This is a genomic window from Mucilaginibacter sp. P4_D1 (genome assembly GCF_056401935.1).
Genome location: NZ_JBFUIJ010000006.1, coordinates 174,835 through 196,546, shown reverse-complemented (window position 1 = coordinate 196,546; position 21,712 = coordinate 174,835). Strand labels below are relative to the sequence as shown.

Below are 21,712 nucleotides of genomic sequence, written 5' to 3'. Positions count from 1 at the left end.
ACAATGGTAGAGGTAAGACCAGACGAAGTATCGGCAATTTTGCGTCAGCAATTGGCAGGCTTCAAGTCAGAATCTGAATTAGAAGAAGTGGGTACTGTACTCCAGGTGGGTGACGGTATTGCACGCGTTTATGGATTAACAAAAGTACAATCAGGTGAGCTTGTTGAATTTGGAACAGGTTTACAAGGTATTGTACTTAACCTTGAAGAAGATAACGTGGGTGTGGTATTGTTAGGTAAATCTGACGATATTAAAGAAGGTGATACCGTTAAACGTACCAATCGTATTGCATCAATTAACGTAGGCGAAGGCATGCTTGGCCGCGTTGTGGATACTTTAGGTACCCCGATTGATGGTAAAGGACCAATCACCGGTACTACTTACGAAATGCCTTTGGAGCGTAAAGCGCCAGGTGTTATCTACCGTCAGCCGGTTACCGAGCCGTTACAAACTGGTATCAAAGCTATCGACGCGATGATCCCTATCGGCCGTGGCCAGCGTGAGTTGGTTATTGGTGACCGCCAAACTGGTAAAACTGCGGTTTGTATCGATACCATTATTAACCAAAAAGAATTTTATGATGCCGGTAAACCGGTTATCTGTATATATGTAGCCTGTGGTCAAAAAGCGTCAACTGTGGCAAACATTGTGCGCACGCTGGAAGAAAACGGTGCTATGCCGTTCTCTATCGTAGTTGCGGCAAATGCTTCTGACTCTGCTACCATGCAGTTCTTTGCTCCTTTCGCCGGTGCTGCCATTGGTGAGTACTTCCGCGATACAGGTCGCCCTGCATTGATAATCTATGATGATTTATCAAAACAAGCTGTTGCATACCGCGAGGTATCGTTGTTATTACGTCGTCCACCGGGCCGTGAGGCTTACCCTGGTGACGTATTTTACCTGCATAGCCGTTTATTAGAGCGTGCCGCTAAAATCAACTCCAATGATTCTATCGCGCAGCAAATGAACGACCTGCCGGAGTCAATCCGTGGTATCGTAAAAGGTGGTGGTTCGCTAACCGCGTTGCCTATTATCGAAACACAAGCTGGTGACGTATCTGCATACATCCCAACCAACGTAATTTCGATTACTGATGGTCAGATCTTCTTAGAATCTAACTTATTCAACGCGGGTGTTCGTCCGGCTATTAACGTAGGTATCTCGGTATCTCGTGTGGGTGGTAACGCGCAAATCAAATCGATGAAGAAAGTTGCCGGTACTTTGAAACTTGATCAAGCCCAATACCGCGAGTTAGAGGCTTTCTCTAAATTCGGATCTGATCTTGATGCATCTACCAAAAGCGTGCTTGACAAAGGTGTGCGTAACGTAGAAGTATTGAAGCAAGGCCAGTATTCACCAGTATCTGTTGAAAAACAAGTAGCTATCATTTACTTAGGTACTAAAAACCTGATGCGTAGTGTACCTGTAAAAGATATCAGGAAGTTTGAAGCAGAATACACCAGCCAGTTAGAAGAGCGTCACCCAGAAGTATTAGCTGCCCTTAAAGCAGGTAAATTCGACGATCAGCTAACGGGAGTACTGGAAACAGTAGCTAAAGAACTGGCAGGAAAGTATTAATTTAGTAGCAAATAGTTAGTATCAAGTATCAAGTATTTTTTGCTTCAGATATTCAGAACTAACTACTTGCATTCAAAAAAATATAGCATTGTTAGGGTAGCTTATACAAGTCTTGATACTTGATACTAACTACTTGATACTCAAAAAAGATGGCTAATTTAAAAGAAGTAAGAAACAGGATAAAGTCTGTATCGTCAACACAGCAGATTACCAAGGCCATGAAAATGGTTTCGGCGGCTAAGCTGAAACGCGCTACAAACGCTATTGTTCAATTGCGCCCATACGCCAATAAGCTGAAAGACCTTTTGGCAAACTTATCTGAAAGTTTGGAGGATGGCGCATCACCATACTTACAGGAGCGTGAGCCGGTACGTGTATTGGTGGTTGTGGTATCATCAAACCGCGGTTTGGCAGGTGCTTTTAACGCCAACGTTATTAAAACGGCCAATAACCTGATTGCCGAGAAATACAGCAAGCAATTGGCAGCCGGTAACGTTTCAATAGTAGCGATTGGTAAAAAAAGCCAGGAGTTTTATGAAAGGCGCAAGTACAACGTAATTGGTAACAATAACGACTTGTACCTTGACCTCAACTTCGAAAATGCTTCCAAAATTACTGAAAGTATTATGGAGGCATTTGTGAATGGCAAGTACGATAGGGTGGAGTTGGTGTACAACCATTTCCGTAATGCTGCTGTGCAGTTTTTAATTGCCGAGCAGTTATTACCTGTTCCGAAACCTGAGAAAAAAGAAGCTGTAAAAACCGCGAATGTTGATTACATTTTGGAGCCAAGCCAACGCGAAATTGTGGAGCAGCTGATTCCTAAAAATATCAAAATTCAGTTGTACCGTGCAGTGTTAGATTCAAACGCATCTGAGCATGGCGCACGTATGACAGCTATGGATAAAGCAACCGAAAACGCCGGTGAACTGCTGAAAGCCTTGAAACTTTCATACAACCAGGCCCGCCAGGCAGCTATTACTACCGAGCTTACCGAAATTGTAAGCGGCGCGGCAGCACTGGCCGGATAAGCAAGCCCATCATAAACTTATTTTATATGAGCCTCCTTGCAAAAGGGGGCTTTTTTTGTGTTTTAGGCCAGGCTTTTGATTGATATATGCCTCATTATTGTTAATCTATAAGGCAATAGTGATTGAACTGATGCGAAACATATTAAAGGAATATATTAAAAGTAACCGCACCTAACAAGTGATTATTTGCGGTTTTGATAAAAAAACATCGAGGTAAAACGATTTACGCGAAGAATATGGGCGTAAAACATGAATAGTTATATCGGTTACAATTTGTGTTTTGCTTAACTAAAGCTTAAATGACCGGAGAAAGTTTGGAGGTAGCTGACTATTTAGGCGCTTATTTATCCAGTTTTTGACCAAAAATTCGCGGTTTTAAGGCTTTTTAAGATAAAAAAGATCATATTTGCCCTAAAATGAGGTGATACTTGATCTTTAATCGTCAATTAAGATGAATTTTTTATGAATTTTTCGTTTTTTAAAAAGTTTTGCATTTTTTGATATAAAAAAGCACTGTTTTTTCTTTATTTTTAATAAAAAGTCGGCAACGTTAAAAATTTTATTTTATTGTTTGCGCATTGATGCGAAAATCATAATTTAGAAAATTAACTTAACTGATTTTTATACGATGAAAAAACTTTTATTCACAAGTTTTTGCGTCCTGTTGTTATGCTTAACGCAGGCGCAAGCACAAAACCGTACTGTTACCGGTACGGTTACCGCCAAAGATGATGGCCTGCCCATCCCGGGGGTAACAGTAATTGTAAAGGGTACAACCTCAGGTACCCAAACTAATGCCGCCGGTAAATTCTCATTAAGCGCTCCGGCAAATGCTACCCTTGTTTTCAGGTTTGTTGGTTACACACCGGTTGAAAAGCCGGCCAGTGCAGATCCAATGGCTGTAGTGCTTACGTCAGTAAGTAACCAACTGGGCGAGGTTGTGGTAACGGGCGCATTCAATACCAAGCAAACTTCACGCGCTATCTCCTACGCGGCGCAGGTTGTTAAGTCTGATGCGTTAAACACTATCCGTCAGCCAAACGTTAACAATGCGTTAGCGGGCAAGGTTGCAGGTTTGCAGGTACGTAGTCAGTCGGTAGGTGCTTTGGGCCGTAACACACAGGTAAGGCTTCGCGGTGCTACCGGTTTTGGCAACAGTTCAGGTGCCCTGTATGTTGTTGACGGTACTATTTTGCCAAACTCCGATGACCTTAACCCCGACGATGTTGAAAACATCACCGTATTGCAAGGCCCCGCTGCATCAGCGCAGTTTGGTTCTGCCGGTGCAAATGGTGCCATCGTTATTACTACTAAAAGAGGTGGTAAAGTTAAAGGTGTTGGCATTGAGTTAAATGCCGGCGTAAACTTTGATAAAGTTTACATATTGCCTAACTACCAAAATACTTATGCCGGCGGTGCGTCTGCAGATTTAATGCAATATCATTACAAAGCAGGCGATCCTGAAGGATGGAAAGCTTTGGATGGCAAATATTACCCGGATTATACAGATGATAGCAGCTGGGGTCCTAAAATGGTAGGCCAGGAGTATATTCCATGGTATGCATGGGCTCCGGGAACCAAATACTCGTTTAAAACAGCAAAGCTTGTTGCTCAGCCAAACAACGCTCGCGATTTCTTTGAAACAGGTACTACCCTTAACAACGGCATTGCCTTCACAAAATCGGCTGATGATTATAACATCAGGATGTCGTACAACAACCAGCATGTAAATGGTATAGTTCCGTATACCGCCCTGATGAAAAACGTATTCAACTTAAATGTTAACTACGATTTAGGTACACACTTTACTGTTGGAGCCAATGTTAACTTTGTTAGCCAAAAAGTACATGGTAACATAAGCGATGGTTATGCCAATGCTTCTACAGGTAACTTTAACCAATGGATGCACCGTGACCTTGATATGGGCATCATAAAGGAATTGAAGGATTTAACAAGCCCTGATGGTACGTTGGTAAGCTGGAACCACCAGAACCCAACTTCATATACAACTGATAATCCGGGTTATTTTTATGCTGGTAACTACTGGTATAACATGTACAAAATAGCCGAGCTTAATACCAAGGATAATCAGCGCGACCGTTTTTATGGTAACGTATATTTGCAGTACAAGCTTAACAAGGATTTTAATATTAAGGCAACTTACCGTAAAAATTCAAGAAGCGAATGGCAAGAAGAATTCATTCCTGCTATCCTTCAAAAAAGCGGATCGCAAACAGGTGTAAAAAATTACTACCGTACTTACAATGTTTACGAGAACCGTGAAAACTACGAGTTACTGGCAAACTACAACAAGCAGATTGCCGATTTTAAAATTGATGTAAATGCTGGTAGCGATATTTATAACAGGAGCTACAAAGATAATGGTGGTAACACTGTTGATGGTTTAAGTATCCCTGATCTTTATAATATAACCAACTCGGTTAGTGCGCCATCGGTATTTAACACCCGTACAAATGAGCAATACAGGGCGTTATTTGCAAAGGCTACATTAGGCTACAAAAACTTCTTGTTTATAGATGGAACTGTACGTAACGATTGGTATTCCTCATTATTTCCTAAAGATAACAGCGTATTAGCTAAATCATTTGGTGGATCATTTGTTTTCAGCGAGCTATTGCCACAATTTAATAACTGGTTAAGCTTCGGTAAGGTAAGGGTATCCTATGGTGAAACCCCACAGGCGCTTGCAACGGCTAACGATAACTACGGCGGATACCGAAACAACACGGTTTACGGTGTTAACCAATACAAATTTGGTACAAATATATTAATGAATACTCCAGACCAAAGCGTTGACCCTGCCTTACACGGTGCTGTATTTAAGCAAACAGAGGTTGGTTTGGATTTAAGGTTCCTTAACGATAGGTTAGGTTTATCTGCCACTTATTACGCAGGTACCGATGTTGATTTCCCTGCTTCGGTTACCGTTAACCCTGCCAGCGGTTTTTCGAGCATATTAACCAACTTTGGTAAAATTCAAAGAAAAGGTATTGAGCTTACCTTAAGCGGTACTCCTGTACGCATCAATAACTTTAACTGGGATGTAACCATTAATGGTGCACGCCAGCTTCAGAACAAAGTGATAGAGGTTAGCAAGAAATATGGTGTAACCCGCTATACTAACCCTAATGACCAGGTTTGGGGAACAGATATGCCTTACATGGTGTTCCAGGAAGGTAAAGAATGGGGCCAGATATATGGCAACGGTATAAAACGTAATGCAGCAGGCGTTCCAATTATTGCTGCTAACGGTATGTATGCTAATGATCCGAACGTATATTTTGGTAGCGTGCTTCCAAAATGGACCGGTGGTATCCAAAACTCATTCACTGTATTTAAAAGCTTCGTGCTTAATGCCAATATCGATTACCAGATTGGCGGTAAATTTGTTTCGTTATCAAACAGGTGGGGCCAGTTTAGCGGGTTAACTGCTGCAACGGCTGCGCTTAATGACAAAGGAGTTCCTGTTCGCGATCCGGTTGAAGACGGTGGTGGTGTTAAAGTTAGCGGTGTTGACGCGGATGGTAAATCTGTTTCTAACTACATCGATGCTAAAACCTATTTCCAGGGCTTAACCAACAACAAAACTTACGATTCATATATCTACGATTTAACATTTGTTAAACTTCGCGAGGTTTCAATCGGTTACAAAATACCGGTAGCTAAATTAGGTTTAGGAAAAGTTATCCAATCGGCAAGGTTTGATATCACCGGGCGTAACTTGTTGTTGATCTATGCTAAATCAAAAGATTACGATCCGTCTGAAATTAGCTCACAACAAGGTGAAACAGGTCAGTTACCAGGCACAAGGGGCATAGGTTTTAACCTTAAGGTAACTTTCTAAGCAAACACAAATTAGATTCAAAGAAAATGAAAAAGAGATATATTTATACACTAACAGCCGCGTTTGTTTGGTTAGGTACGGGCTGTAATAAGTTGAAAGACTTTGGTGACGTTAACCAAAACCCTACCGCAACAACCCAGCCTATTGTAGCTGGTTTGTTAACCAATGCCCAGGTAAGTGTTACCGGCCTGTCATCAACAGGTACACCTGCAATAGCAGGAGGCCAGTACGCGCAATTTTTTACCGAAACCCAGTATTCTGGTACATCGTTATATACTTTGCCACAGAATGATTTTACACCTTATTACTCTGGCCCGTTATATGACTTGCAGAATATCATTAACCTTAACCAAAGCAAGGCATCATCTGCAGTGTCCAAAATTTTGCAGCAATATATATTCTGGGTTGTAACAGATTCATGGGGCGAAGTTCCATACAGCGACGCTTTAAAAGGTTTAACTTCTATCCAGCCGAAATATGATACGCAGGAGGCTATTTATAAGGGCATTATAGCCACATTAACATCTGCCCAGGCCGAGCTTGATGGCTCGTCATTAGCAGGTGATGTAATTTATGGTGGTGATGTTGCTTCTTGGAAACGTGCAGCAAACTCTATTAAACTGTTAGCTGCTGTTCAGCTGTCAAAAGTTGTTCCTGCTGCAAGCGGTTACGCTGCAACTGCCGTTAAAGAAGCTATTGCTGCCGGGGTTATTGAATCAAACAGCCAGAACATGAAGGTAACTTTCCCTGGTGGTGGTATTAAAAGCCCTTGGTATACCTTGTATGATGGCCGTAAGGATTTTGCAGAATCTGCTACAATGACCGACATACTTAAGGGGCTTAATGACACCAGGCTTAGCGTATACGGTGGTAAAAGCGAAGCAATTGGCAATACAGAATCATCTGATATCGGTGTTACATACGGTTTGGCCCGTAACAACGTGCTGGCATTTATTGAAGCTAACCCCAACTGGGCGCGTGTAATGCGCGGCGATTTCCGTACAACTACCGGTTCGGTAACTATTGTTACTGCGGGTGAGGTTTACCTTGCCAGAGCAGAGGCGGCATCATTAGGATGGACCGGCGAAGTTGTTGCAACTGATTACGTGGCTGGCATCACTGCTTCAAACGGGCAATGGGGTTTAGCGGCACCAACAGCTGCTTATATTGCAGCTGCACCTCCAACCATTGCTAACATTACCATCCAAAGGTGGATTGCAAGTTATCCTGATGGGCACCAGGCATGGGCTATATGGAGAAAGTCGGCCACTACTACTAATCCCAAAGGCTACCCTGCACTAAATCCGGCACCAGATGCTGTTAATGCTTCTAAAAAGATTGTAAGTCGCTTTGTATATCCTACCAGCGAGTATAGCTCCAATGAAAAGAACGTTAACGCGGCGGTTGCCAGGCTTACAGGCGGCGATATCCAGGACGCTCACGTATGGTGGGATGTAGACTAATCAATTGTAACTATTAATAAAAAAGACATGAAAAGGAATAAATTTTTAAATCATATTCTTCTTGCCTGCTCTGTTTTGGTATTGTTTTCTGCCTGCCGTAAGGTGCCGGCGGGCGACTTATCAAATGAGAACTCAACGGCAGGAAAATCATACATCGGATTTCCAAACGGACTTGAACAAAATCTGTTTTTTGACCCCTTTACTACAGTAAAAACTATTGATGTTTTTGCTATGAAAAAAGATGCGGCAAATAATACCGAGTTGCAAAAGGCGCAAACTATTGTTTTAACCCCGTTGCCGGCAGCTATTGACAAATACAACGACGATAACGGAACAGAATACCAAATGCTGCCTACCTCATTGTATACCATAAATGCTGCCGGGGTTACTGCGGCGGCCGATGGTAAATTGTCATTCAATTTTGCCCCCGGCGACTTTCAAAAGTACTTTACAATAAAACTTGATGGTAGTAAATGGGATTTGAGCATTAAATATGCGCTTGCATACAAGATAACAAGCGCCGGCAGTTTGAGTATTCATGCGGCAAGTAAAGATACACTGTACGCTTTTTTTGCAATAAAAAACAAGTATGATGGCGCATACCACTCAACCGGTAACTTCGATCACCCTAATGATGCTAATGACAGGGCAATTGATCGTGATAAAACGTTGACTACTGCTGGTCCTACTGCGGTTAGTACCGAAATTGCCGATATAGGTGGTTCTATGATCCTTACCATTGATGAAGCAACCAATAAAGTAACGGTTAGCGGAAACGTAAGTGCAACTCAGGCTTTGGAACCAGTTCCGGGCTTAACAAACACGTACGATCCTGCAGCTAAAACTTATCACTTAAACTACCGGTATCTTGGTGGCGGCGGTTATCGCATAATCCAGGAAGATATCGCTCATAAATAAAATCTTGTTCTATAGTTAATTGAAAGGGCTGCCCATTTGGGTAGTCCTTTTTTATTTAAGGAGGTTTTGAACTTTTTTGTCTTTTAATCTACAAGGTACAAGGCCGCCGTTATGGAAGGTGTTTTTCAGCTTACCTGTTTTATTATACCTTTACGCTATCAAACAAAAAATAGAAGCTGATGCAGGATACCGCCACCATTAATGTACAGGACACCAGTAAGCAAAATAAGCTTATCATCTATTTTTTATTGCTGTGGACGGCGCTGAACATCCTACAGGCTGCCACGTTGGAGGTGCATGCCGATGAAGCTTACTACTGGCTTTATTCGCGTTTTATGGACTGGGGTTATTATGACCATCCCCCCATGGTGGCCGTATTTATCCGCGCCGGATATGGTCTTATACATAACCAATTCGGGCTTCGGCTACTTACGGTTCTCAGCAGCAGCCTGTCGCTTTGGTTTATCTGGCTAACGCTTAAAAAATACCGGGTTGATGCGCTTACGTTTATCCTGGTGGTATCCGGAATTTTTGTGTTTCATATTTATGGTTTCATCACCACGCCCGATGCGCCGCTGCTTATTTTTACGGTACTGTTCCTTTTTTTTTTACAGCAATACCTTGAACAGGACAGCTGGAAGCTGGCACTGATATTAGGCGTAATAGCCGCTTGTTTGCTATATAGTAAATATCACGGCATATTGCTGTTGGGGTGCACTGTTATATCGAGCCCTAAATTGTTTAAGCGGGCATCGTTTTATGGTATTGTGCTACTGGCGCTGGTATTGTTTATACCTCATATTTTGTGGCAGATTAATAACCAGTTTCCATCCATAAGCTACCATTTGGCCGAGCGGGCAGATAAGCCTTATGATTTGTCCTTTTCCTATAATTATCCCTTGGGTCAACTGCTTATGGCCGGCCCTTTAATTGGCTGGCTGTTATTTTATAAAGGCTTTACCCTGCGTATTAAGGATGTTTTTACACGGGTGTTGCTGGTAAACAGTATTGGCATACTGCTGTTTTTTTTCCTGACATCATTTAAAGGCGAGGTGCAGCTGCATTGGACGCTAATTGCCTATGTACCGCTATGTATGCTGGCGCTTATCCATTTTACACAACACGGGGGCAAGCCTGCCTGGTTTAGCCGTTTGGCCATTATAAACATCATTTTGATTGTTTTTGTAAGGTTGCTGATTATAACCGGCCTACCCGTACTAAAACAAATGCATGCGCTGAGGATTTTTTACGATTTTGAAGATTGGGCCAAACTGGTACATGACAAGGCGGGCGACAACTATGTAATTTTTAACGAAGGCTTCCAAAACCCATCGAAATATAATTTTTATAACAATACCCTAAAAGGATTTGACTACGACCCGCGCTATTACCGCCGCACACAGTACGAGTTTTGGCCGATAGAAGACAGCCTGCAGCACAAACGCGCGTATTATGTAATAGAACACCCACAGGCGGGGTTAAGTACGGATACCATCAATACACCTGCCGGTACATGGTACGGCGGCTGGATAGACGATGTGCGCACCTATCAGAAAATCGAGTTTGACGCAACCGAAAAAGAGGAGATAGTATCACCCGGGCAACAGAAGATTTTTGATTTAACATTTAAAAACCCTTACCGCGTCCCCATTAGTTTTGGCAACAAAGGTCAGTTGCACCAGCTTGTTTTTGAAGCCAGTTTTATTGTTGATACCGACGTGTTCAGCAGCCAAAAGGCCGATGATAGCTTCTATAACATCAGCTTGAAACCGGGCGAAACAGCCCACTTTAAGTTTAACGTAATAGCGCCAGCTAAACCTGGCAAATATCAATTGGTGTTTTCGTTACGTACCGATCCGTTTAACGGCGGGCGCAATAGCAAGGCAATTGCATATACGGTAAAATAGCCGCGGATTATTTAGATTTTGAGTACAACGGCTTTGCATCCTGGTAGCTTTTTGGCACGTAAGGGGTATAACTAAGCGCCCGAAACAAAGCCCTGGCTTTTTGTAAACCAGCCGTGCCATTCACCGCGAAATACCAGAAATTCTCCACATCGCCATCGTTCATGCTCATTTGGGTAACACCTTGCGATTTATGTTCGGCAATTTCCCAGTTGGCTATCACTTTGTAGTTTACCCTGTTTTTGTAGCTGAAGGAAGCTGTGCGGTCTACCTTAAAGTTCGCCGTGTCTGTTAACGATTTGGTTTGTGCATAAGTACCGTAGCCGGTAAAATGGGTTGCTGTATCGGCCTTGTTACAGGTAGCCGCACCTAAAATAACCGGTCGGTTATTTGCCGGTAATGCTGTTATGGCATTTAAGGCAACCAGCGCGGCGGCTTTATGGGCGCCGTGGGTACTGGCCTCTGGCAATAGGGTAAATATAAAATCGTAATGGTTGCTGGTTAAAACCTGGTGCAGCCGGTTGTTTACGGTATTAACATTCCAGCTGGTATCAAGCGGTTCCTTTTCGTTTAAGGTATAGTGGGCATCTTTTTGATCGATAAAATAATAGTTGTTTACGCCCAGAATATGACCCGCGTTTACCAGCTCGCGCTTGCGGATGCGTGGCAGGTTGGCGCGGCCGGTTTTCTCGTCGGTTAGTTCAATGCCGTAATAGCTTTCGGCCAAGGTAGCGTACTTGTAGCCGGCTTCGCCGTTTGTTATTACAAACAAATCAACAATGCCATGTTGCTCTTTGGCAATTTTGTACAGTGTTACCGAAAAAGTGCTTTCATCATCGGGATGGGCCATAACTACCAGTACACGCGGCCCTGTGGCTGTAGCCTGGGCGTTGCCCAGTTTTAATCCCGCAAAATAAAATACAACAGTTAATAATAGTACACCCAGCTTTTTCATAGCATATTTTACATTAAACCCGGAGGCGTGAGGGTGGATTCGAACCACCGTAAAGGGTTTTGCAGACCCCCGCCTGAACCACTCGGCCACTCCGCCTTTTCATAACGCCTATCAATTAATATCACCCGAAGCAAACCAGCTTTAAGCTTTTAGCATTCTGCTTTTCGGCTTTAAAAACGGCCATGCCGGGTATCAACCCCAAACATGGCCGTTTATCATTTTTAATTTACATCAAACCATAATTTGGTTGTCAATACGTCTGCACCCTGGCTGGCAACCGCCGCCTTGTAGTTGGCACCGTTTAACGATTGCTCTGTTCCGGGATAAATAAACCTTACCGGCAGTTTGCCGCTTAACGTACCCGCTACAGCAGGCTGCAGCTGCGGGTAATCAAGCCTGCGCCACTCGGTAAAACCTTCCAGTCCCTGGCCAAATAGGGCTATCCATTTTTGCTCGCCAATTGACTTTTTGTAATTGGTGGCATCGTATTGCACGGCTGGCAGGGCAGTGTAAGTGGCAATATCCGCATCGGCAATGCTGTATTGCTTTAATGATGCAGTTACCGCCTGTTTGTATAACCCGGCAGCATCCCCGGCAATAAAACCGCGTGCTACGGCTTCAGCCTGGTCAAATAAGGTTTCAGCATAGCTGATGATTACGGCAGGGGCATGCGGCGCTAAAAAGTAAGTACCCGGTTTTGATGTTTTGGTAAAACCCAGGTTGCTGGCATCGCCAACCAGCAGGCCGTTGGGTATGCCTACGTAAGTTTGCGGCGTGGCATCCTTGGTTTTGCTGGCGTACACGGGGAGGCGCGGATCATTCAGCGCAAAAAGTTTATCAACAATAGTTTTGCTGACGCGGTAATCGTCCCTGGTATCAAACAAATTGCTGATAGGGTTTTGGTTTGGCGAATCTACATAGGTAAATTGCGCGGTTTCGGTGTTAGCGCTGATGTAACTGCCACCCTCGGTTTGTATATCGGCCAAAACCTGTTTGGCTTTTGCAGGCTCCCTATCGGCAATCCTTAACGCAATGCGCAGGCGCAGCGAGTTGGCAAACTTTTTCCACAAGGCAATATTGTTGCCATAGATAACATCGCCGGCAATGGCTTTGCCCGATGGATCAAGCGCAGTTTGGGCTGCTTTTAAATCATCAAGCAGGGCAAAATAAACATCCTTTTGGCTGTCATAAGCGGGTGTAAGATACTGATCTATGTTGGCCGCCTGCTTATAAGGGATATTGCCATAGGCCTCGGTAAGCAAGGTAAATACCCACGAGCGTAGTACCAGCGCCACACCTTTGTAATTGGTATTGGCCTGCGCATCGCCCAGTTTAATGATCTGGTTAAGGTTAACTATACTTTTTGAATAACCTACCGTCCAAAGCTCCTGGAAAGCGCTGTTGCTGTATATATACCTGTCGGGATCGGTATATTGAATTTTGGCCCAGTATTGTACAAACAGTAATCCTGCTTCCATGTTGTTGGCGGTGCCCCAATACGTATCGGCAGTAACCTTGCTTGCTGCAGTAAGGAGGTAATCGGGCTGTGCCGTTTGCGAGTTATTAGGGTTCTGGTTAATATCTACCAGGTCTTTTTTGCACGATGCTGCCGATAATAACAGCGCGCCTGATAATATGATAGTTGTATATTTAAGTTTCATGGTTATTAAAATTTAAGGTTGATGTTGAAGCCAATGTTGCGTACGGTTGGCAGGGTAAGGTCTTCCAGACCCTGGCCGTTGCCGTTGTTAAAGGCGGTTTCAGGATCGATGTTTGGCGCGTTTTTATGGATTATCCACAGGTTGCGGCCAACAACAGATAAGGTTGCCGATTGCAGGCCGACGCTTTTTACCCAGTTTGAAGGGAAAGTGTAACCCAGTTTAACCTCGCGCAGTTTAATGTAAGATGCATCGTAAACAAAAGCTTCATCAACATTGGTAAACCCTTTGTAGTATGATTGGGCAGGTAATATGGTTGTATTGGCGGTGCCATCGGTTTTAACGCCTTTAAAGATCTTGCCATCATTGTAAACCGTTACGCCTGCGGGAGCGCTGCCGCTAACTTGTACCGCGGTTGCCGATGTATTGTTGCCCGGGTAATAATAGCTGATACCGCCGTTTGCAGTACCCCGGCCCGGCAGGGTAGAGGCCAGCACGCCGGTATAGGTACCCGTGCGGTTGGTGTTTGAATAGATAGATCCGCCAAACCTTGCATCAATTAGGAAACCAAGGTTAATGCGTTTGTAGGTAAAGCTGTTATTGATGCTGCCCAGCCAGTTAGGTGTAAATTTGCCCAGGTATTGTTTGGTTGGATTGATAACCGGTGTGCCATTGGCGCCTATAACAATTTGCCCGGATGCATCGCGGGTGTAGGCGTTGCCATATAGGGTACCATAAGGCTGCCCAAGGGCGGCTAACACCTGCACGGTACGGTCGCTTCCTAATATGATGCTTTGCAGGCGGCCTTCATCATCCAGCTTAACTACTTTACTGCGGTTAAGCGAATAGTTGGTGGTTATATCCCAGGTAAAATCTTTTGATTTTATTGGTGTTAAACTCAGTTGCACCTCAATACCTTTATTGTTGATGCTGCCGCCATTGATTAGTTTTTGGCTGTAACCGGTTGATGGGCTTACGTCAACGGTAACAATCTGGTTTATACTGTTGGTATTGTATGCGCTTACATCTAAATGAACCCTGTCCTGGAAAAAGCCCAGCTCAAAACCGGCTTCGGCCGATGTGGTGGTTTCCGGTTTTAGCTTGCTGTTCAAATCAACAGTGCCCAGGCTTTGCTGTGGGCTTGAACCAAAAGGAGCGGTAAAATTATAGTAATTGATAAGTTGATAAGGGGTTGTAGCTTTACCCACTTTTGACCATCCGCCACGTAGTTTGGCATAGGTTAAAATGTCACTTTTAATATCAAGTGCCTCTGAAAGTATCAAACTGCCATTGACCGAAGGATAAAAGTAGGATAGGTTGGCCGCCGGAAGGGTTGACGACCAATCGTTGCGGCCGGTAAGGTTAATAAAGGCGTAATTTTTAAAACCTATTTGTGCCGATGCAAAATAGCTGTAAGTTTTAAGCTTGCCATAATAGTTGGATGATACCAGCGGATCGCGCGAGTTACTTAAGGTGTACAAACCGGCTACTGCCAGTTTAGGTGCTATCTGGTCGTTTTGCTCATTTAATATGGAGCTGATGTTACCACCGCCCAAAACATCTAACGAGAAATCGTTATTGAGTTTTTTGGTGTACTGCAGCCTGGCTTCGGTATTGGTTTCGTTTACGGTGTAGGCATCTTCCTCGTATGATCCAAATGGGGTGCCGTTGGTCCCGTAAGCTACTTTAATTTTGCGCCTGTCGTTATAATAATCAGTCCCGGTACGGAAATTGGCCGATAAGCCTTCGATGATCTTATAATTTAGTTCAACGCTTCCTATAATGCGGTTTTTGTGTTGCCCTACGGTGTTTTCATAGGCCAGCCAGTAAGGGTTGCTATAATAGCTGTTGTTCCAGTTAAAGGTGTTGCCATTAGCATCTTTATAGTTTTTAAGCTGGCTGATATCAACCTGGCGGCCAAACCACGTAAACTGTAGCATGGTGCTGGTTGCACGTTTGCCGCCGGCGCCGGGCAGGTTATCGGCATCGTCTTTAATATAATTGGCAATAGTTGTAACCGTTAACTTAGGGCTAAGCTTGAAGGTAGAGTTAAGCAAAAACGAGTTACGGCCTTGCGAGGTGTTAGGTACAATACCGGTTTGGTGCAGGTTATTGTACGATAAGCGGTAGTCAGCCTTATCGCTGCTGCCTGCCAGTGCTACACCGTTATTTAAGGTTACGCCTGTATTAAAAAAGTTTTTTACATTATCCGGATGGGCCACAAACGGAACAGCCTGGCCGTTGGAGTAAAACTGCGGAATAAGCGATCCGTCAAGCGCGGGGCCCCAGCTTTCGTCAACGCCATCGTTAACGCCGCCGCCTTTACCATCTACATAGCTAAACTTGCCATTTGATCCTTGGCCGTATTCGTTCTGGTAATCGGGCAGGATGTTTACGGTCGAGAAGCTGGTGTTGGAGTTGATAGTAACGCCAAGCCCTTTTGTGCCCTTACCTGTTTTGGTTTTAATAAGGATAACACCCGCCGCGGCCCTGTAACCGTAAAGCGCCGCCGCGTTTGGCCCTTTAAGCACACTTACCGATTCAATATCCTCGGAGTTAAGATCGGCTATGGCGTTGGCAAAATCTCTTGAACCATTGGTGCCCAAAAACTGGCTGTTATCAACAATAACGCCATCAACCACAAACAAGGGCTGGTTGTTATTGCCTATCGAAGTTTCGCCGCGGATAATGATGCGAGACGACCCCATATCGCCCTGGCTGTTGGTAACCTGCACACCGGCAATTTTACCGGCCAGCGCGTTCACCAGGTTGGTTTCCTTGGCTTCGGAGATATCTTTTGATTTCAATCCCTGAACCGAATAGCCCAATGTCTTTTTATCTTTAGAGATATTGAGCGCCGTGATCACCACCTCGTTAAGGGAGTTTGGTGCATCCTGCAGTACAATTTGCAGGTTGGTTTCGGCTTGCTTTACCGTAATTTCCTGCGTTGCAAAACCGAGATAGGAAACTTTAAGCACATCGTTAACATTGGCGTTCAGGCTGAATTTGCCATCGGCGCCGGTTTGTGCACCATTAGTGGTGCCTTTTACAGCTACACTTACACCTGGCAATGGCAAGCCATCGGATTTAGCGGTTACCGTGCCGCTTATTTTAACAGATTGCGCCGCAACTGTTTGGATGAGAAAAAATGGCAACAGGAGTGCCAGTAGAAATTTGTAATTTTTTAACATGATGGTTAATGATTAATAGTTTTTATTGCCGGTATAGCAAAGCCGGTCATCAGCATTTTGGGCATAGCAATGCCTGCTGTTGAATTTATAGTACCGGTAAATTGATTGTTGATTGTGTTGGTTATAAGCAGAGGCGGCCAGCTGCAGCAGGGGACCCGTGGCTAATAACCGTTGCCTTTATTTAACAGCAACAACGCATACCCTGCATATACAGGTAAACAGAAGCGAGGGAGAACGGTACGAATTTGCTGGCAGGGAATACGCTTGGAAAAGGTGTTCTTGTTGTTTTCATAACAATTTGATATATAGATAGTAGTATTAAGTAGATAGTGCCGTTTTGACTCAAAATATAAGAATTTGACTAAAGAGGTTTTTGAAACCCGAAACTTTGAGCTTTATGCCTTCTGCTTTAAGCTTTTAATTAGTTTACAGATGCAGTTTTATTGTTAACCAGCGCATCAACTACTTTTAGCATCGATGCAAATTCCTGGGTATCATAAAGGCGGGTGAGGTATACAATTTTGCCGTCTTTGTCAATAACCACGTTGCGGGTTACACCGCTTTTTTTGTTGGCAAAGCGCCCGAAAATATCGGCACCAGGATCAAGCGCCAGCGGATAGCTGATGTTCATTTCCTGCTGAAAATGTTGCACTTTTTCAAGCGGTTCGTCCCTATCAACGCCGATAAGTACCAGGCCTTTGTTCTTATAAGCCTGCCATACATCTCTTTCAAGATGAGGCATTTCCTGGCGGCATACGCTGCACCAGCTTGCGGTAAATTGCAGGATAACTATCTTACCCCGAAGCTGTTTTAGTGAAGTTTGGGTGCCATCGGCCAGTACCAGTTTAAAATCATCGGGCGCTTGCTCGCCGGTTTTAACAATATAACCCCGGTCAATTGATGCAGGCAGGGGAGCAGGCGTTGTGGTTTGCGCAACGGCCAAATAGCCGGTTATTAATAAGGAGCAGGTGATGAGTAGCTGTTTAATTTTCATAACGTAAATTTTTAACTGCGTTTTTATAATGCAGGGTTAAAAGCACTGGAATTTAAATAAACAAGAAATTTGGGCGATAACGATATGATGGCACAGCTATATAGCTGTAAGTAACGTAACATACATTATCTTTTCCGCCACTTAAATGGCGAACAGGAATTAGCACCTTTATAACAATTGGGCTTACAGGTTGCTAAGACATCACAGGGCCTTTCCCTCCGTCTTTCTTGATAATTAAATTAAAGAACTGTTTAGTGATGCAAATATATAATATATTCTACTAAATACATAGACATTATATAATTTAATTGTCATGAAATGAATAGTGGTATTGAACGATGGTCACGACTCATCCAGGCTAAGCTACACCGGCCTATCTATCTCCGGTTCATGCCGCAAAAGGGGTAACCCCAATTTTGTTTAATTGGTTCTATATGCGATATCCGGGTAAAAAATTAAACATATAAAACAAATACCTGATTTACGGAGGAAAGTAAGGCCATGTAAAACTGCGAGTTACAGGTTTTTTGAAAAAAAAATGTGAGAGATTGAAAAGAAATTCTATCTTTGCATTCCGTTTCGAAAAGCACTCGTAGCTCAATTGGATAGAGCGTCTGACTACGGATCAGAAGGTTAGGGGTTCGACTCCCTTCGAGTGCACATATAATTTGCCTTTAAATGGGTTTAATCCATACAGGTACAAAGTTAATCCTAAGCCTTTCTGTGTTGTACCGAAAGGCTTTTAATTTATAACGAGCATGCTAAACCTGGTATTGTTTGGTCCTCCCGGAGCCGGGAAAGGGACTCAGTCACAAAAGCTTATTGAACAATATGGATTGATCCATTTATCAACCGGCGATCTTTTACGTGGCGAAATTGCACAAGGAACAGAACTTGGGTTGGAGGCAAAGAAGTTGATGGATGATGGCAAGTTGGTTCCTGACGCGGTTGTAATTGGTATGATCAGCAATAAGCTGGATAGCAATAAAGACGGTAAGGGTTTCATTTTTGATGGTTTCCCCCGCACGGTTGCACAGGCAGAAGCTTTGGATAGCCTGTTAACCAGCAAGCATTCGGCAATAACCGGAATGATAGCGCTTGAGGTTGATGATAATGAATTATTGCGCCGCCTATTGCTACGTGGTAAAGATTCGGGCAGGCCTGATGATGCCAATCCGGAAGTGATTAGCAAACGCATTCACGAATACAATGATAAAACGGCGCCAGTGGCCGGTTTTTATAAAAACCAGGATAAATTTAAAAGCATTAATGGTATAGGCTCGGTTGATGAGATTTTTGGCCAGATACATGCCATTATCGAAGCCTGGTTAAAAGATTAATATTAAATATAAGTCCGGAAGACGGTAAGTCAGTAAAGTCCGAAAGTTAGGAACGTCAAAATTCTTAAACTTTCGGACTTTACTGACTTTCGGACTTTCGGTCTCAAAAAGAGAAAAATTATGTCGCAAGGTTCCAATTTTGTTGATTATGTGAAAATCTGTTGCCGCAGTGGCCACGGAGGGGCGGGCTCTGCGCATTTACACCGTGATATATTGACCTCAAAAGGTGGCCCCGATGGTGGCGATGGCGGTCGTGGCGGCCACGTTATTGTTAAAGGCAATGCCCAGCTATGGACTATGCTGCACCTTAAATACCGCAAGCACGTTATTGCCGGCGATGGTGATTCGGGCGGCAGTTCATTACGTAGCGGCAAAACCGGAAGAGACGAGATTTTAGAGGTACCCCTGGGAACAACCGTTAAAAATGCCGAAACCGGCGAAGTGATCTTCGAAATAACCCAGGATGGCGAAACCCGTATTTTAACTCCCGGCGGCCGTGGCGGCCTGGGTAACTGGCATTTTAAAACCCCAACCCAGCAAACTCCCCGCTTTGCCCAACCCGGCGAAGATGGTAAGGAAGACTGGAATATACTGGAGCTAAAGATCCTGGCCGATGTTGGTTTGGTGGGTTTCCCTAATGCCGGTAAATCAACCCTGCTTTCGGTAGTATCTGCCGCCAAGCCCGAAATTGCCGATTACGCTTTTACAACCCTGGTTCCCAACCTGGGCATTGTGTCATACCGCGATAACCGCTCATTTGTAATGGCCGATATCCCGGGCATCATTGAAGGTGCATCGCAAGGTAAGGGATTAGGTTTTAGGTTTCTGAGGCATATCGAGCGTAACTCGGTACTGTTGTTTATGGTACCTGCCGACACTACCCGAACCATCAGCCAGGAGTATGAAATATTGCTGAATGAACTGCAGGAATACAATGCCGAATTGATGCACAAACCACGTGTGCTGGCAGTAACTAAAATGGATTTATTGGATGAGGAACTTCAGGCCGAAATGAAGAAGGAGCTGCCGGAGGGTGTGCCATCCATTTTTATTTCATCGGTAGCTCAAAAAAACCTGGCCGGATTGAAGGATTTGCTTTGGGCCGAGATCAATAAAGCAAGTGTTTAAATTGCTTTAAATAGTTGGACTAAAACTGTATAAAGCTTATATTTTTTTGTATTTTTTTGATATAAATTGAAACTTATTTAGCAGAATACAGCACATATTTGTCACTCAGCATATCCATATGAAAGCCCTTATAACCCGGGAAACATTTACGGATAATGTTTGATTTTGGCCCCATATAACTTGCCGGCAACATGATGAAAATTGGCCCGCCATGACCGTAGTGTACGTAGTCGTCAAACTCAATTTTTACGTCGGGGCCAATAGGATCTAATATCACATAGCGGTTATGGTTTATCTCCAAACCCAGGTCGGGGCTGATGAATACAAAAATAGCATTGGTGTTTTTACGATCGAGTTCCATGATCTGATCTAACGATGGCTGATCAATAAACAGCTGTGCTATCCCGGATGTCCCCCTGGCATTTTTGGTTGCATTTTGATAATAACTGGGGGCAAAATATCTAATGCTTAAAGCAGTAATAAACAGGCAAAGCAAACCAAATCCAATTTTAACGGGCAGCTTACTTAAACTTACCAGGTAAACAATGCCCGGTGTTATCAGCAAGCCGATTATACGTAAATGCCTTCCCTCATAGGAGATGTTGGCCTGTTTTAAAAAACTGTACCCAAAAAACAATATGGAAAGCAAATAAAAAACGCTAAGTAGCAGCGCATAGCTTTTATTAGGAACAACACGAACGATGCGTATTACTAATAATACGCTCAATACAGCCGCTATTGACAGGACAAACAACGACCATCCCTGATTGAGTATAGGGGCATTACTATGCGTTATAAGGCCGTTTAACATATCATCCAACGAAAGGCCCGTTAATAAGGGCGACGCCAAAGGAAAGCTTAATGCCTCCCAGCTAAATTTAAAGCCAAATGAAGTGCCTGCCGGGTTTGCTCCTTTAGACATGTATTGAAAATAAACTACAGCCAATGATAGTGCAGCGGGGATGGCAATCCAGGTACCATTTTTAAACCAGTCGATTAATGTTGTTTTCTTTTGAGACAGGCTGAGCCATAGGTATAAACATCCTGCCCCGTACATCCATAGAAAGGATGATTTGCAGAAGAAGCCTATCCACCCGGATAGCAGTAAAAATAAGGCAAGCTTCCAGTCTGCTTTATCAAAGCTGACACAGCCGTATAAAAACCAGCCCAGGAAACCGAAAAGTAAAACCTCGCCACCATTATAAAATATGTAGGGTATAATAAAGGCTTGCTGAATAACAATAATTAATACACTTATAGCAGCCAAATGCTTTTCAAAGCCGGCCTTTTTAAAGAAAGTATACCAGCCGGCTATGCCCAATAATCCACAAACAAGGGTAGTAAGCGCTGCTGCACGCCCATCGTTAACGCTAAACAACGATTTAAAAAAGTAAGGGACCAAATATTGCCCCGGCGACCACCAGGATAAAAATTCACTATAGTTTTTACTAATGTCGGCAGGATCTGGCTTGTTTGTAATGTTAAAGGCCCCACCGGCCTGCATCTTGTGCATCACCTGGAAACCCCAGCTTGGATCTGGAAACATTGCCGAGGGGGCTATAAATATCATTACACCCAAAATGACAGTGAGCAGGCTTAAAGCTATTAATATAATTTTGTGGGTATGTGATTGCTGTACGGTCATAATAAAGGTAGTGTTATGTTAATCGTGTAACAACGGATAGTC

At 43.7% G+C, this 21,712-nt stretch carries 13 protein-coding genes, 2 tRNA genes and 1 riboswitch; of the genes, 9 read left to right on the top strand and 6 right to left on the bottom strand.

Features of this window, described 5'->3' with window-relative positions:
• The first annotated feature begins 3 nt into the window (after nt 1-3).
• The 6 genes from atpA (at nt 4) to AC1DV1_RS08635 (ending at nt 10,762) form a co-directional block, all read left to right on the top strand.
• Nucleotides 4-1,578 carry a F0F1 ATP synthase subunit alpha gene (gene atpA / locus AC1DV1_RS08660; protein WP_477357582.1) on the top strand — a complete coding sequence of 525 codons (1,575 nt, stop codon included), beginning with the start codon at nt 4-6 and terminating at the stop codon, nt 1,576-1,578.
• A 149-nt stretch (nt 1,579-1,727) separates the two neighbouring features.
• Nucleotides 1,728-2,609 carry an ATP synthase F1 subunit gamma gene (atpG, locus tag AC1DV1_RS08655; RefSeq protein ID WP_477357579.1) on the top strand — a complete coding sequence of 294 codons (882 nt, stop codon included), beginning with the start codon at nt 1,728-1,730 and terminating at the stop codon, nt 2,607-2,609.
• A 628-nt stretch (nt 2,610-3,237) separates the two neighbouring features.
• Nucleotides 3,238-6,474 (top strand): SusC/RagA family TonB-linked outer membrane protein, encoded by a 3,237-nt coding sequence (locus tag AC1DV1_RS08650; RefSeq protein ID WP_477357576.1) that lies wholly within the window; start codon nt 3,238-3,240, stop codon nt 6,472-6,474.
• 26 nt (nt 6,475-6,500) lie between these two features.
• Complete coding sequence (locus AC1DV1_RS08645; RefSeq protein ID WP_477357574.1) at nt 6,501-7,937, top strand: SusD/RagB family nutrient-binding outer membrane lipoprotein; 1,437 nt, start codon at nt 6,501-6,503, stop codon at nt 7,935-7,937.
• 27 nt (nt 7,938-7,964) lie between these two features.
• Complete coding sequence (locus tag AC1DV1_RS08640) at nt 7,965-8,855, top strand: BT_3987 domain-containing protein (protein ID WP_477357572.1); 891 nt, start codon at nt 7,965-7,967, stop codon at nt 8,853-8,855.
• 179 nt (nt 8,856-9,034) lie between these two features.
• Entirely contained in the window at nt 9,035-10,762 is a 1,728-nt protein-coding gene (locus AC1DV1_RS08635; RefSeq protein WP_477357569.1) for a glycosyltransferase family 39 protein, read from the top strand.
• Between the two features lie 7 nt (nt 10,763-10,769).
• On the opposite strand, the gene AC1DV1_RS08630 is transcribed toward AC1DV1_RS08635, so the two are convergent.
• The 5 genes from AC1DV1_RS08630 to AC1DV1_RS08610 form a co-directional block, all read right to left on the bottom strand.
• Entirely contained in the window at nt 10,770-11,714 is a 945-nt protein-coding gene (locus AC1DV1_RS08630) for a PIG-L family deacetylase (protein WP_477357566.1), read from the bottom strand.
• 23 nt (nt 11,715-11,737) lie between these two features.
• A tRNA-Cys gene (locus tag AC1DV1_RS08625) sits at nt 11,738-11,810 on the bottom strand.
• A gap of 125 nt (nt 11,811-11,935) precedes the next feature.
• The gene (locus AC1DV1_RS08620; RefSeq protein ID WP_477357563.1) at nt 11,936-13,375 is read right to left on the bottom strand and encodes a SusD/RagB family nutrient-binding outer membrane lipoprotein; all 1,440 of its coding nucleotides are present in this window, start codon (nt 13,373-13,375) and stop codon (nt 11,936-11,938) included.
• 5 nt (nt 13,376-13,380) lie between these two features.
• Nucleotides 13,381-16,563, bottom strand: a complete 3,183-nt coding sequence (locus AC1DV1_RS08615; RefSeq protein ID WP_477357560.1) for a SusC/RagA family TonB-linked outer membrane protein — start codon at nt 16,561-16,563, stop codon at nt 13,381-13,383.
• 421 nt (nt 16,564-16,984) lie between these two features.
• Nucleotides 16,985-17,557 (bottom strand): peroxiredoxin family protein, encoded by a 573-nt coding sequence (locus tag AC1DV1_RS08610; protein ID WP_477357557.1) that lies wholly within the window; start codon nt 17,555-17,557, stop codon nt 16,985-16,987.
• A 122-nt stretch (nt 17,558-17,679) separates the two neighbouring features.
• Nucleotides 17,680-17,794, bottom strand: a riboswitch (SAM riboswitch).
• Between the two features lie 349 nt (nt 17,795-18,143).
• On the opposite strand from AC1DV1_RS08610, the gene AC1DV1_RS08605 reads away from it, so the two are divergent.
• The 3 genes from AC1DV1_RS08605 (at nt 18,144) to obgE (ending at nt 20,025) form a co-directional block, all read left to right on the top strand.
• A tRNA-Arg gene (locus tag AC1DV1_RS08605) sits at nt 18,144-18,217 on the top strand.
• A 98-nt stretch (nt 18,218-18,315) separates the two neighbouring features.
• Nucleotides 18,316-18,897, top strand: a complete 582-nt coding sequence (locus tag AC1DV1_RS08600; RefSeq protein ID WP_477357554.1) for an adenylate kinase — start codon at nt 18,316-18,318, stop codon at nt 18,895-18,897.
• 120 nt (nt 18,898-19,017) lie between these two features.
• The gene (gene obgE / locus AC1DV1_RS08595; protein WP_477357551.1) at nt 19,018-20,025 is read left to right on the top strand and encodes a GTPase ObgE; all 1,008 of its coding nucleotides are present in this window, start codon (nt 19,018-19,020) and stop codon (nt 20,023-20,025) included.
• 73 nt (nt 20,026-20,098) lie between these two features.
• Here obgE and AC1DV1_RS08590 read toward each other — a convergent pair whose 3' ends face one another.
• Complete coding sequence (locus tag AC1DV1_RS08590; protein ID WP_477357548.1) at nt 20,099-21,670, bottom strand: hypothetical protein; 1,572 nt, start codon at nt 21,668-21,670, stop codon at nt 20,099-20,101.
• Nucleotides 21,671-21,712 lie beyond the last annotated feature (42 nt).

Bases quoted from the DNA above. Each gene is read 5' to 3' on its own strand.
- AC1DV1_RS08630 (WP_477357566.1), bottom strand. From the start codon at position 11,714: ATGAAAAAGCTGGGTGTACTATTATTAACTGTTGTATTTTATTTTGCG.
- AC1DV1_RS08600 (WP_477357554.1), top strand. From the start codon at position 18,316: ATGCTAAACCTGGTATTGTTTGGTCCTCCCGGAGCCGGGAAAGGGACT.
- AC1DV1_RS08590 (WP_477357548.1), bottom strand. From the start codon at position 21,670: ATGACCGTACAGCAATCACATACCCACAAAATTATATTAATAGCTTTA.
- AC1DV1_RS08650 (WP_477357576.1), top strand. From the start codon at position 3,238: ATGAAAAAACTTTTATTCACAAGTTTTTGCGTCCTGTTGTTATGCTTA.
- AC1DV1_RS08645 (WP_477357574.1), top strand. From the start codon at position 6,501: ATGAAAAAGAGATATATTTATACACTAACAGCCGCGTTTGTTTGGTTA.
- obgE (WP_477357551.1), top strand. From the start codon at position 19,018: ATGTCGCAAGGTTCCAATTTTGTTGATTATGTGAAAATCTGTTGCCGC.
- AC1DV1_RS08635 (WP_477357569.1), top strand. From the start codon at position 9,035: ATGCAGGATACCGCCACCATTAATGTACAGGACACCAGTAAGCAAAAT.
- AC1DV1_RS08620 (WP_477357563.1), bottom strand. From the start codon at position 13,375: ATGAAACTTAAATATACAACTATCATATTATCAGGCGCGCTGTTATTA.
- atpA (WP_477357582.1), top strand. From the start codon at position 4: ATGGTAGAGGTAAGACCAGACGAAGTATCGGCAATTTTGCGTCAGCAA.
- AC1DV1_RS08615 (WP_477357560.1), bottom strand. From the start codon at position 16,563: ATGTTAAAAAATTACAAATTTCTACTGGCACTCCTGTTGCCATTTTTT.
- AC1DV1_RS08610 (WP_477357557.1), bottom strand. From the start codon at position 17,557: ATGAAAATTAAACAGCTACTCATCACCTGCTCCTTATTAATAACCGGC.
- atpG (WP_477357579.1), top strand. From the start codon at position 1,728: ATGGCTAATTTAAAAGAAGTAAGAAACAGGATAAAGTCTGTATCGTCA.
- AC1DV1_RS08640 (WP_477357572.1), top strand. From the start codon at position 7,965: ATGAAAAGGAATAAATTTTTAAATCATATTCTTCTTGCCTGCTCTGTT.